Origin of the sequence: Actinacidiphila bryophytorum, from assembly GCF_016916835.1 — a bacterium.
Lineage (GTDB): Bacteria > Actinomycetota > Actinomycetes > Streptomycetales > Streptomycetaceae > Actinacidiphila > Actinacidiphila bryophytorum.
Genome location: NZ_JAFFIX010000007.1, coordinates 276,455 through 288,642, shown reverse-complemented (window position 1 = coordinate 288,642; position 12,188 = coordinate 276,455). Strand labels below are relative to the sequence as shown.

Annotated in this window: 9 protein-coding genes; 6 read left to right on the top strand and 3 right to left on the bottom strand. The window is 73.1% G+C overall.

All coding sequences use genetic code 11. The features are described 5' to 3' along the window. Positions 1-91 precede the first annotated feature (91 nt). Entirely contained in the window at positions 92-1,588 is a 1,497-nt protein-coding gene (hflX, locus tag JT723_RS13620; protein ID WP_205044827.1) for a GTPase HflX, read from the top strand. A gap of 81 nt (positions 1,589-1,669) precedes the next feature. Here hflX and JT723_RS13615 read toward each other — a convergent pair whose 3' ends face one another. Further along, on the bottom strand, positions 1,670-2,836 hold the full coding sequence (locus JT723_RS13615; RefSeq protein WP_205044826.1) for a trypsin-like serine peptidase: 1,167 nt from the start codon (positions 2,834-2,836) through the stop codon (positions 1,670-1,672). A 282-nt stretch (positions 2,837-3,118) separates the two neighbouring features. Between JT723_RS13615 and JT723_RS13610 the strand changes: the two genes are divergently transcribed. The 5 genes from JT723_RS13610 (at position 3,119) to JT723_RS13590 (ending at position 9,802) form a co-directional block, all read left to right on the top strand. Further along, complete coding sequence (locus JT723_RS13610) at positions 3,119-4,471, top strand: diaminobutyrate--2-oxoglutarate transaminase family protein (protein WP_205044881.1); 1,353 nt, start codon at positions 3,119-3,121, stop codon at positions 4,469-4,471. Positions 4,472-4,526: 55 nt separating this feature from the next. Beyond that, the gene (locus tag JT723_RS13605) at positions 4,527-6,401 is read left to right on the top strand and encodes an IucA/IucC family protein (protein ID WP_205044825.1); all 1,875 of its coding nucleotides are present in this window, start codon (positions 4,527-4,529) and stop codon (positions 6,399-6,401) included. A gap of 33 nt (positions 6,402-6,434) precedes the next feature. Further along, the gene (locus tag JT723_RS13600) at positions 6,435-7,145 is read left to right on the top strand and encodes a GNAT family N-acetyltransferase (RefSeq protein WP_205044824.1); all 711 of its coding nucleotides are present in this window, start codon (positions 6,435-6,437) and stop codon (positions 7,143-7,145) included. Positions 7,146-7,307: 162 nt separating this feature from the next. After that, entirely contained in the window at positions 7,308-9,071 is a 1,764-nt protein-coding gene (locus JT723_RS13595) for an IucA/IucC family protein (protein WP_251513577.1), read from the top strand. A gap of 131 nt (positions 9,072-9,202) precedes the next feature. Next, positions 9,203-9,802 (top strand): FHA domain-containing protein, encoded by a 600-nt coding sequence (locus JT723_RS13590; protein ID WP_205044823.1) that lies wholly within the window; start codon positions 9,203-9,205, stop codon positions 9,800-9,802. On the opposite strand, the gene JT723_RS13585 is transcribed toward JT723_RS13590, so the two are convergent. Beyond that, complete coding sequence (locus JT723_RS13585) at positions 9,786-10,979, bottom strand: serine/threonine-protein kinase (RefSeq protein WP_205044822.1); 1,194 nt, start codon at positions 10,977-10,979, stop codon at positions 9,786-9,788. The two genes, JT723_RS13590 and JT723_RS13585, sit on opposite strands and share 17 nt — an antisense overlap. Positions 10,980-10,991: 12 nt before the next feature. After that, a complete protein-coding gene (locus tag JT723_RS13580) occupies positions 10,992-12,155 on the bottom strand; it encodes an FHA domain-containing protein (RefSeq protein ID WP_205044821.1) in 1,164 nt (387 codons plus the stop codon). Positions 12,156-12,188 lie beyond the last annotated feature (33 nt).

Sequence of the window (12,188 nt, the reverse complement as noted above, 5' to 3'; positions counted from 1 at the left end):
AAACCCGCGTGACCGCGACCGCCCGGCGTGCGACCATCGTAGTGACGGCACGAACGGGTGCCGGACCTCTTCCGACCGACCTAAGGATCCGATGACCTCCTCCTCTTCTTCCTCTTCGAACAACCGCCAGCGCCTCCCCGAGAGCCTTCGGGCCGACGCCCTGATGGAAGAGGACGTCGCCTGGAGTGCGCACATCGACGAAGACCGGGACGGCGACCAGTTCGACCGCTCCGAGCGCGCTTCGCTCCGCAGGGTCGCGGGACTGTCCACCGAGCTGGAGGACGTCACCGAGGTCGAGTACCGGCAGCTGCGGCTGGAGCGCGTGGTGCTCGTCGGCGTCTGGACCTCGGGGACCGTGGACGACGCCGAGAACTCGCTGGCCGAGCTGGCGGCACTCGCCGAGACCGCGGGCGCACTCGTCCTCGACGGCGTCATCCAGCGCCGCGACAAGCCGGACCCGGCCACGTACATCGGCTCGGGCAAGGCGCAGGAGCTGCGGGACATCGTCCTGGAGAGCGGCGCCGACACCGTGGTCTGCGACGGTGAGCTGAGCCCCGGCCAGCTCATCCATCTTGAAGACGTGGTGAAGGTCAAGGTCGTCGACCGCACCGCGCTGATCCTGGACATCTTCGCCCAGCACGCCAAGTCCCGTGAGGGCAAGGCGCAGGTCTCGCTCGCCCAGATGCAGTACATGCTGCCGAGGCTGCGCGGCTGGGGCCAGTCGCTGTCCCGGCAGATGGGTGGTGGCGGCTCCGGCTCGTCCGGCGGCGGCATGGCAACCCGTGGTCCCGGTGAGACCAAGATCGAGACCGACCGGCGCCGCATCCGCGAGAAGATGGCCAAGATGCGCCGGGAGATCGCGGAGATGAAGACCAGCCGCGACCTCAAGCGCCAGGAGCGCAAGCGTCACAAGGTGCCGTCGGTGGCCATCGCCGGCTACACCAACGCGGGGAAGTCCTCGCTGCTCAACCGGCTCACCGGTGCCGGAGTCCTGGTGGAGAACGCGCTGTTCGCCACCCTCGACCCGACCGTGCGCAGGGCGGAGACGCCCAGCGGGCGGCTCTACACCCTCGCGGACACCGTCGGATTCGTCCGGCACCTGCCGCACCACCTGGTGGAGGCCTTCCGCTCCACCATGGAGGAGGTCGCGGACGCCGACCTGATCCTGCACGTGGTGGACGGTTCGCACCCGGTGCCCGAGGAGCAGCTCGCGGCGGTCCGCGAGGTGTTCCGCGACGTCGGCGCGCTCGATGTGCCCGAGATCGTCGTGATCAACAAGGCGGACGCCGCGGACCCGATGGTCCTGCAGCGGCTGCTGCGCAACGAGAAGCACGCCATCGCGGTGTCGGCGCGCACCGGCAAGGGCATCGAAGCCCTGCTGGAGATGATCGACGACGAGCTGCCGCGCCCGGACGTGGAGGTGGAGGCCCTGGTGCCCTACACGCACGGCGGGCTGGTGTCCCGGGTGCACGCGGGCGGTGAGGTCCTCTCCGAGGAGCACACCGGCGACGGCACCCTGCTCAAGGTCCGGGTGCACGAGGAGCTGGCGGCGGAACTCGCCCCCTTCACCCTCGCCGCGCACCACTGACCGACCCGGCAATGGGCGAGGCCCTGTCTCCTGGAGACGGGGCCTCGCCCATTCTTCGTTCTTTTTACCGGGCCTGCGGCCTCAGCTGAACTTCTTGCTGACGGCGTCGAAGACCTTCTCGGCGTCCGCACCGAGCCGCGGACCGGCGAGCCATGTCGCTGTCACCGGGCCGATCGAGGTGTTGCTGACCAGCGCGGTCGTGCCGTCGGGCCGCTTGGCGAACCAGCCGCCGCCGGAGGAACCCGCGGTCATGGTGCAGCCGATGCGGTACTCGGTGGGCTGCTGCGCGTCGAGGGACAGCCGCCCGGGCTTGCCCGCGCAGTCGAACATGCGCTGGCCGTCGTAGGGCGGCGCCGCGGGATACCCCCATGCGTTCAGCGTGCCGACCTGCGCCGTCGCGGGGGCGTCGAACCACACCGGCATGGCGGAACCCACCGTCTCCTCCAGCGACTTGCCGCCCTTCTCCGGCTGCACGTGCAGCACCGCGAAGTCGTAGGGCGAACCGCTGCCGCCCGACTCGGCCCCGGTGTCTATCCACTGCTGCGACGTGCTCGCCCCGTCGGCCCAGAAGACCCCGTAGGGCGCCAGGACGTCACGCCCCGCGTTCTTCAGGTCCGCGGCGCTCCTGCCGGAGTCGTTGTAGGCGGGTACGAAGGCGATGTTGCGGTACCAGCCGCCGTCGGCCCCCGCGTGCACGCAGTGCCCGGCCGTCCAGACGAGGTTGGACTTGCCCGGGTGCGCCGGGTCCTGGATGACGGTCGCCGAGCAGACCATCGAGCCCTTGGGGCTGTCGAAGAACAGCTTCCCCACGGCGGGCGCGCTCTGGTGGTACGGCGTGGCCACCGGCCGGGCCACCACGGGGGCGGGCGTGCGGTCGGTCTGGCCCTGGTCGGCGGGAACGTCGACGGGGACGTTCTTGTCCTCGGGGTCGGCCCCCTTCATCCGGTCGTCGTTCCACAGGCCGTCGATCACCGGGTTGACGAAATCCGCCGCCTTGCGCAGCCACTGGGACTTGTCCCAGTTCTTCCACGCGCCGCGCTTGTACGCCTCCTCCCATCTCTTCAGGTCGTCGATGCTGGTCGGCAGCGACGTGGGAAGGGAGAGGTCGAGCTTCGGCTTCACCGTGGCCGTCCTTGTCGGCGCGGGCGTGGAAGTGCCCTCGGAGTCCGACGACTTGCACGCGCCGGCGGTGGCCACCAGGGCCGCCACGGCTGCGGCCGCCATCAGCGAACGGCGTTTCGATGACATGAACGTGAGCCCCCTGCGAAGTCTGCATGCCGGTGCCGCAGTTGCGGGTGCCCGGCACGGACGGCGCAGCTCGCGCCATCGGTGTGATGGACGGTCACCGCCTGCTCACCGGTTCCGCCGTGAAACTTCTGTGTGCGGCCCGTGATCGGTCCGTCACCGCGTCGTTAGTACGGACGGGGGACGTAGCGACGGCAGGCGACTCGGAGGAGACAGCACGTGGCGGCCATTTCGAGCGCGTCGGAACATCTCGCGGCGGCCGGAGGCTTTGACGGGCGGAACGGCATGGCGGCGGCGGAGGGGATCCTGCGCAGGCAGGCGCAGCGCGAGTCGGCGGCCCGCACTTATGCGCGGTCGCTGCCGGTGGTCCCGGTGCGCGCCCGCGGCATGACCGTCGAGGGCGCCGACGGCCGCCGCTACCTGGACTGCCTGTCGGGAGCGGGCACCCTGGCGCTCGGCCACAACCACCCCGTCGTGCTGGAGGCCATCAGGGGTGTCCTCGACTCCGGTGCGCCGCTGCATGTGCTGGATCTCGCCACGCCGGTCAAGGACGCCTTCACCACGGCCCTCTTCGAGACGCTGCCGCCCGCACTGGCCGGCCACGGCCGCATCCAGTTCTGCAGTCCCGCGGGCACCGACGCCGTCGAGGCGGCCATCAAACTCGCCACGACCGCCACAGGCCGCGACGGGCTGCTCGCCTTCTCCGGCGCCTACCACGGCATGACCGCCGCGGCACTCGCCGCAACGGGTGACACCGCGGTCCGCGCGGCCGTCCGCGGCTCCGACGCACAGATCACCCGGCTGCCCTACCCGTACGACTACCGCTGCCCCTTCGGCGTCGGCGGCGAGCGGGGCGCGGAACTGTCCGCGCGCTGGACAGCACACCTGCTGGACGACCCCAAGGGCGGTGTGCGCCCGCCCGCGGCGATGCTGCTCGAAGCGGTGCAGGGCGAAGGCGGTGTGATCCCGGCCCCGGACGGCTGGCTGCGGCGCATGCGGACGATCACCGCGGACCGCGGCATCCCGCTGGTCGTCGACGAGGTGCAGACCGGGGTCGGCAGGACCGGCACCTTCTGGGCCGTCGAGCGCAGCGGCATCGTGCCCGACGTCATGGTGATGTCCAAGGCCATCGGCGGCAGCCTGCCGCTGGCCGTCATCGTCTACCGCGAGGAGCTGGACGGCTGGCTGCCCGGCGCGCACGCCGGCACCTTCCGCGGCAACCAGCTGGCCATGGCCGCCGGCACGGCGACGCTGCGCTTCGTCCGCCGCAACGCCCTGGACGAGCGGGCCGATTCGATCGGCGCGCGCATGCTCAGCCGCCTGCGCGGACTGGCCGCGCACCACGCGTGCATCGGCGACGTCAGGGGCCGCGGTCTGATGATCGGCGTCGAGATCGTGGACGCCGACGCGGAGCCGGACGACTACGGTGCCCAGCCCGCGGCCCCGCACCTGGCCGCGCAGATCCAGCGCGAGGCGCTGCGCCGCGGGCTGATCATCGAACTCGGCGGCAGGCACGGCAGCGTCGCCCGGCTGCTGCCACCGCTGACGATCACCGACGAGCAGGCCGAGGCCGTACTCGAACGCCTCGCAGGAGCCATCGAGGCCGCCCGCACCACCGCATCCGGCGCCGCCGCATGACGCCCGCACCCGACATCCCGCGCAGCCCCGCGGCAATGACCAGTGGAGCCCCTGTATGACCGCCCCCGCAGAAGTCGCCACCGCCCCGGCCGCGGAACCGGCCCTGGAACCCGAGGCAGAACCGGCCGGGGTGCCGCCCCAGCGCCCGCACCTTCCGCAGCCCGCCGGGCCGCAGCTGCCCGGCTCCGCGGCGGCCGAAGCCGACCTGCTGCGGCACCCCGACGCCTATCGCGTCGCCGACGCCGTGGCGACGGACAACCTGCTGCGCTGCTGGGTACGGGAGCGGGGCCTGCCCCGGCCCGCCGACGGCGTCCTGCGGGTGGCGCTTCCCGCCAGCGGCACCGAGGCCCTGGCTGCGGTCATCCACTGGTCGCCCACCGGGCACCACCGCTTCGGCCCGGCCCACCCCGCAGTGAGCGGCCCTGCGCTGACCGCGGTGGAGCTGTCCGCCCTGCTGGCCAGGGAAGGCGGCGGCGAACCCGCACAGTCCGCCGACCTGGTGGCCAGGGTGGCCGACTCGGTCCGCCGCACTGCCGGCTTCATCGCCGAGCGCCGCAGCCGTCCCGGACCCGCAGACCCGGACCTGCCCTTCCTCGACTCGGAGCAGGCCCTGGTGCTCGGGCACCCGATGCACCCCACCCCCAAGAGCCGCGAAGGGCTCAGCAGCGCCGAGAGCGCGGCCTATTCGCCCGAAGCGTGCGGCTCCTTCCAACTGCACTGGCTGGCCGTGCACGAGGACCTGCTCGCCACCGACTCGGCCTGGACCGAACGGGGGCGCCCCATCCCCGCGGTCGACCTGATCGGCTCCTTCGCGGGCGCGGGACCGGCCCGCCCCGAGGGCACCGCGCTGCTGCCGCTGCACCCCTGGCAGGCGCGCGACATCCGGCACAGGCCGGGCGTACGGGCGCTCTTCGACGCCGGGCTGCTGCACGACCTCGGCCCGCACGGCGAGGCATGGCACCCGACCTCGTCGGTGCGCACCGTCTACCGGCACGACGCCCCGGCGATGCTCAAGCTGTCCCTCGGCCTGCGCATCACCAACTCCCGCCGGGAGAACCTGCGCAAGGAGCTGCTGCGCGGCACCGAGGTCCACCGGCTGCTGCGCAGCGGACTGGCTGCCGAGTGGCGCGCCGCCCACCCCGGCTTCGACATCGTGCGCGACCCGGCCTGGCTCGCCGTCGACACCGCGGACGGCGAAGCGGTACCGGGCCTGGACGTCGTGCTCCGGCACAACCCCTTCGGCCCCGGGGACGATGCGCACTGCGTCGCCGGGCTCGCCTCACCGCGGCCCTGGCCCGCCGACGGCGGCGCGCACGTTCTGCGTTCGCGGCTTGCCGTGACCGTCACCAGGCTCGCGGAGCGGACCGGGCGCCCGGAGCCCGCCGTCGCCACCGAGTGGTTCCTGCGCTACCTCGACGCGGTGGTCCGCCCGCTGCTCTGGCTGGACGGCGAGGCGGGCATCGCACTCGAAGCGCACCAGCAGAACACCCTGGTGCTGCTCGACGCGGACGGCTGGCCCAGCGGCGGCCGCTACCGGGACAACCAGGGCTACTACTACCGCGAGTCGCACCGCCCGGACCTGGAGCGGCGGCTGCCGGGCCTCGGCGCCGCCAGCGACACCTTCGTCGCGGACCGGACCGCCGACGAACGCTTCGCCTACTACGCCGGCATCAACAACGTCCTCGGTCTGATCGGCGCCCTCGGGTCGCAGCAGCTGGCCGACGAGCGGGTGCTGCTCGCCGCCTTCCGCCGCTTCCTGGCCAGGGAGGCGCAGACCGGCCGCAGCGGCCTGTCCGGCCTGCTGCTGGACAGCACGCACCTGCGCTGCAAGGCCAACCTGCTGACCCGGCTGCAGGGCATGGACGAACTCGTCGGCCCGGTCGACACCCAGTCGGTGTACGTCACCATCCCCAACCCGCTGGCCGGTTGACCGGCGGCCCCGCCCGGGAGAGGAGGAGCGACCTTGCCATCTGCCGACTCCGGCACCGAGGACACCCTCGACCTGACCCTGCCGCCGGACTTCCTGGCGCTCTTCGCGGCCCGCGACGACCTGCCGCGCCCCGCGACCCCCGGCCCGCGGTCCCCGCACTCCGCCGCCGGGTCCGCCCTGGTCGGGGACATCGCCGGCTGGGCCACCGCCGACACGCCCGCGGGACACTTCCGGCTCGCCCCCGTCGATGCGGAACGCGACATTGCCCTCGTCAGCGCCTGGATGAACGACCCGTCGGTCGCGGCCTTCTGGGAGCTGGCGGGCGCGCCCGCGGTGACCGCCCGGCACCTGGCCGCCCAGCTCGGCGGCGACGGCCGCAGCGTCCCGTGCCTCGGCCTGCTCGACGGCACCCCGATGAGCTACTGGGAGGTCTACCGCGCCGACCTCGACCCGCTGGCCAGGTGCTACCCGGCCAGGCCGCAGGACACCGGCGTCCACCTGCTCATCGGCGGCGCCGCCGACCGCGGCCGCGGCCTGGGCGGCACCCTGATCAGGGCGGTCGCCGACCTGGTCCTCGACCACCGCCCCGGGTGCGTCCGGGTCGTCGCGGAACCCGACCTGCGCAACACGCCTTCCGTGGCGGCCTTCCTGGCCGCCGGCTTCCGGCTGTCCGCCGAGGCCGAAGTGCCGGGCAAGCGTGCGGCCCTGATGATCCGCGACCGCGCTCTGCGCCACCTGCTCTGACCGGAAGGACCCGATCGGAAGGTCCCGATCCGCAGTTCCCGACCGGAAATACGCCACCGGAAACCCCACCCGCAGCACCCCCCCGAGCGGTGCCGGCCGAGAGGTACCGGTCCCCACCCCCCACCCCCCGCCCGCACCCCGGTCCCCCCGCTGGAGCCCACCGTGATCAGCACCCCTCCCGCCCCCGACCCGTCCGCCTGGCAGAGCGCGGCCCGGCGCCTGCTGGCGAAGATGCTCGCCGAGTTCGCCTACGAGGAGGTCATCGTCCCGGAGCCGGACCCCGCGGCCGGGCCCGCCGCCTACCGCCTGCGGATCAGCGACACGCTCACCTACCGCTTCCAGGCCGGCCGGGGCGCGTACGGCAGCTGGCAGGTGGACCCGGCGAGCATCGGCCCCGACGGCGACCCGCTGCACTTCGTCAGCCAGGCGCACGACGCAGTGCTCGGCCTGGGCGGCGACACCACGGGGCACCTCATCCGCGAACTCCTCACCACGCTGCGCGCCGACCTGCGCCTTGCCGAGGAGGCGCTGCCAGCCGCCGACTTGGCGGACCTGGACTACGCGGAGCTGGAAGGGCACCAGACCGGGCACCCGTGGCTGGTCGCGAACAAGGGGCGTATCGGCTTCTCGGACGCCGACGCGGCCCGCTGGGCGCCCGAGGCCCGCAGGCAGCACCGCCTGCCGTGGATCGCCGTGCACCACAGCCTGGCCAAGTACCGCGGTGTCGACACGCTGGCCACCCCCGATCTGCTCTACGCGGACGAGCTGCCGCCCGCCACGCTCGACTCCTTCCGGCACACCGTCGCCGACCGCGACAAGGACCCGGCGGACTACCTGCTGCTGCCGGTGCACCCCTGGCAGTGGGAGCACGTCGTCCTGCCGCTCTTCGCGCCCGCGGTCGCCGACGGGTCCATCATCGCCCTGGGCACCGACAACGACCTCCGGCTGCCCCAGCAGTCCGTCAGGACCTTCCTCAACACCAGCCGCCCGCAGCGCCGTACGGTCAAGCTGCCGCTGTCGGTGCTCAACACCCTGGTCTGGCGCGGCCTGCCCACCGAACGCACCCTTGCCGCGCCCGCGGTCACCGCGTGGGTCCAGCGGCTGCATGCGGAAGATCCGTTTCTGTGCGACGAGACCCGGGTGATCCTGCTCGGCGAGGTCGCCTCGGTGACCGTCGCGCACCCGCAGTACGACCGGCTGCCGACCGTCCCGTACCAATACCGCGAACTGCTGGGCTGCATCTGGCGCGAACCGCTGGCCGCGCACCTCGAACCGGGGGAGCGGGCGCGCACCCTTGCCGCGCTGCTGCACACCGACACCTACGGCCGCTCGTTCACCGCGGAACTGGTCACGCGATCCGGGGTCGCGCCCGCGGTCTGGCTGCGGCACCTGTTCTGTGCGCTGCTGCCGCCGCTGCTGCACTTCCTCTACCGCTACGGCACGGTCTTCTCCCCGCACGGAGAGAACGCCATCGTGGTCTTCGACGAGCACGACGTGCCGGTGCGGCTCGCCGTCAAGGACTTCGTCGACGACGTCAACGTCAGCGCCGAGGCGCTGCCCGAGCACGGCACCATGCCCGACGACGTCAGGGCTGTGCTGCTCACCGAGGAGCCCGGATTCCTCACGCAGTTCATCCATTCGGGTCTCTTCGTGGGCGTCCTGCGCTATCTGGCACCGCTGTGCAGGGACCAGCTCCACGTCCCCGAGGCGGACTTCTGGGCACTGGTGCGCGACGAGATCATCCGCTACCAGGAGCGCTTCCCGCACCTCAAGGAACGATTCGCCAGCTTCGACCTGCTCACCCCGCGGATCGACCGGCTCTGCCTCAACCGCAACCGGCTGCACCTGGACGGCTACCGCGACCGCGCCGAGCGGCCGCACGCCGCCGTGCACGGCACTGTGCCCAACCCGCTGCACGTGGTCTGACGCGCGTGGTCCGACCTCCGATCGCGCCATCCCGACGCGCCAGCCGATACGATCGCGGCACCGGTCGTACCGCGGAGGGATGGGGGCGGATGCGCGAGGAAACGGGCGTCGGATCCTGCCCGGAATGCGGCATGCCCCGCTCCTTCGCCGGCCAACTGGTCTGCCAGGGCTGCTTCGTGCCGTTCGCCCTGATGGCCGCGGCACATGCCGCAGCCGCGCCGTCGGTCTCGCCGACCGCCCCGACCGAGCGGCTGCCCCGCCCGGGAGTCCCCCCGCAGGACCGGCCGCCGGGCGACATCCAGGGGCCGGGGCCTGCCGCCGGCGAGCCGCCCGAGGCCCGGGCGGACACCGAGCACACCCGGGTCATCAACGTCATCCCCGGCGCCCTGCCCAGGGCAGCGCGGACCCGCAGGGACATCCCCGTGGACGCGCTGCGGCTGCACTTCCCCAGCGGCGACGTCGTCGAGGTGGCGCCCGGCTACTCGATCCGGCTGGGCCGCGACCCGCAGCTGTGCCCCGCGGTCACCTTCCTCGCCGACCGCGACAACCTGTCACGTATCCACGCGCGGGTCGGTGTCGAGGCCGACGGCTCGGCATGGATCACCGACGAGGGCTCCACCAACGGCACCTATGTGCGCGGCTACCGGCTCACCGCGAACCACAAGGCGGCACTGCGGCCGGGGGAGACCTTCCGGCTGGCCGCCGACGTCCACGTCAGTGTGCTGCCCTGACCGACGCGTAGGCGGCGGTGCACCGGGAGAGCGGATGGTCGGCGCCCAGCGCCTCCGCCGTGCTCGCGGCCAGCTCTTCGAGCTGCCTGCGGGTCGACTCGACGCCGTTGAGGCCCTCCAGCGCCCGCGCCCGGCCGAAAAGCGCGGCAAAGGACGCCGGTTCGCTGTCCGCGCCCTGCCGCAGGATCTGCTGCCGCGCCTGCCAGTACCGGTCGTCCGCGTCGTGGAAGCGCCCGGCGGAGAGCAGCGCCTCACCCTCCTCGATCAGCGTCCACACCAGGTGCCGGGCGCCGCGGTCCAGGGCCGTCGGGGTCCGCCGCAGGGGCGAGGGCCGCATCATCGCCCGCAGGCGCGCGCCCACCTCCGCGGCACTGGCCGGACGGTCCCGCGGGGCCTTCGCGAGCAGCTGGTGGATCAGCTGCGCCAGCTCCGAGGGCACCTCGGGGCGCCGGTGCACGATCGGCTCGGGCTCCTCGTGTACGTGGAGATAGGCGTAGCCGATGTAGTTCCCCGCGGTGAAGGGCGGCCCTTCCGCGAGCATGGCGTAGAGGACGCAGCCGAGCGAGTACAGGTCGGACTGCGCGGTGACCTCGCCGCCCTGCGCCTGCTCCGGGGTGAAGTACGGCGGCGAGCCGAGCAGCGCCTGCGGCTCGGTATAGCGCGTCACATTCTGGTCCTGCGGGGCGACGAGGCCGAAGTCGCAGATCTTGACGACGCCGTCCGGGAGCAGCATCAGGTTCTCGGGTTTGATGTCGCGGTGCACCAGGCCGCGTTCGTGGGCGTGCTGCAGCCCGGCGCAGATCTGCGCCCCGTACGCCAGCACGTCGGGTACAGGCAGCCCGCCCCGGTCCAGCAGCACATTGCGGAAGTCGGTGCCCGGCAGCAGCTCCATGACGATGAAGGGCTGCCCCTCGTGCTCGCCCGCGTCATGGATCGTCGCCACGTTCGGGTGGCTCAGCGCGGCGGCCGCGATCGCCTCGCGGCGGAAGCGCCCCTGGCGCTCGCTGCGTTCGACGTCGGCCCACTCGGCGCGCAGCGTCAGCACCTTCACCGCGACCCGTCGGCCCAGACCCTGGTCGAGGGCCGCGTAGACCTGCCCGAACCCGCCTCCGCCGAGCAGCTGCTCCAGCCGGTAGCGACCGCTCAGGACCGTACCGACACCGATCTCCACCGCCACTGCGCCCCCCGTTCAGCCCATGTCGTGCAACGGCAGCTGCATCATCGTGGGTTCCGCTGCCGCGCTGCTGCCCCGCGCTGTGACCGTACCGTCCGCCGGGTCGTCCTCGAAGACGAACTGCCGCCCGCTCGGCAGCAGTTCCAGCCGGTCGTGCAGCACCACCGACTCGCCCCTGCGCAGCCTGCGGGTGACGCCGTGCGCCAGCGGGCCCGTCGAGTCGCCGCCCGGCAGCCGCCGCCGCACCCAGGTGCCGTTCGCGCTGCGCTCGTCCAGCACGCTGAGGGCGCCGCCCTCGTAGCTGAGCACCACGTGGGTTCTGCTCACCGACTCCACCGCGCTGTCCTCGATCCAGGCGCCGAGCGCCACCCCGCCGCCCGCCGGGGCGCGGCCCACAGCCACCGGGTCGCCCTCGGTGACCATGAAGCGGCCCCGCACCGTCCCGTCCATGACCACCTTGACCTGCGCACGCGGGCGCAGCGGCCCTGCGTCGGTCAGCTGCACACCGTGCGTGGGGCACAGCACCCGGTCCTTGCGGCGCCGCGGCAGGGCGGTGCCGGGCCTGCCGGTCGCACCGAAGAGGGGGCAGCCGGCCTCCGGGCAGCGCCAGTCGCGGCTCAGCACCGCCCGGTGCGCAGCCGAGTGCTCCCAGCGCCTGACCACCCCGGCACGCAGCAGCAGGCCCTCCTCCTCCTTGCGGGACACCTGCCACTCCTCGGGCACCGGCATGATCCTGGGCCGGACCCCTATGCGCCCGCCGGGCTCCAGGACCGGGCGCAGGAAGCGGTCGCGGTCACCGGGGATCCACGGGTAGGCGCGGTGGAAGTCGAGGAAGTTGTCGGCGCTGACCACCCGCAGGCCGAGGGCGTCGGCCAGCTCCAGGATGCGGTCGTCTGCGCGCGGCAGCACCTCCAGCTTCCCGCCCCGGTACCAGCCCTCCAGCAGGTCCCGCTCCCGCGCCGTCAGCCGCCCGTCGGTCAGCAGCGAGCGGTCGGTGATCGCGTAGACCTGCACCGCCGGGTCGCGGGCGAAGTCCGCCAGGGCGTCGAGCAGTCCCGCGAGCCGGTCCAGGTCCGCCGCCCGCGTCCCGCCGAGCGCCGGCTCGCGCACCACGTTGGCGACGTCGATCACGTACTCGGCGGCCGAGGAGTCAAGGGTCAGTCGGCGCTCGAACGGCATGTGACCAGAAGCTAGCACCGCCAGGCGGGACCG

Bases quoted from the DNA above. Each gene is read 5' to 3' on its own strand.
- JT723_RS13590 (WP_205044823.1), top strand. From the start codon at position 9,203: ATGCCCCGCTCCTTCGCCGGCCAACTGGTCTGCCAGGGCTGCTTCGTG.
- JT723_RS13605 (WP_205044825.1), top strand. From the start codon at position 4,527: ATGACCGCCCCCGCAGAAGTCGCCACCGCCCCGGCCGCGGAACCGGCC.
- JT723_RS13580 (WP_205044821.1), bottom strand. From the start codon at position 12,155: ATGCCGTTCGAGCGCCGACTGACCCTTGACTCCTCGGCCGCCGAGTAC.
- hflX (WP_205044827.1), top strand. From the start codon at position 92: ATGACCTCCTCCTCTTCTTCCTCTTCGAACAACCGCCAGCGCCTCCCC.
- JT723_RS13610 (WP_205044881.1), top strand. From the start codon at position 3,119: ATGGCGGCGGCGGAGGGGATCCTGCGCAGGCAGGCGCAGCGCGAGTCG.
- JT723_RS13615 (WP_205044826.1), bottom strand. From the start codon at position 2,836: ATGTCATCGAAACGCCGTTCGCTGATGGCGGCCGCAGCCGTGGCGGCC.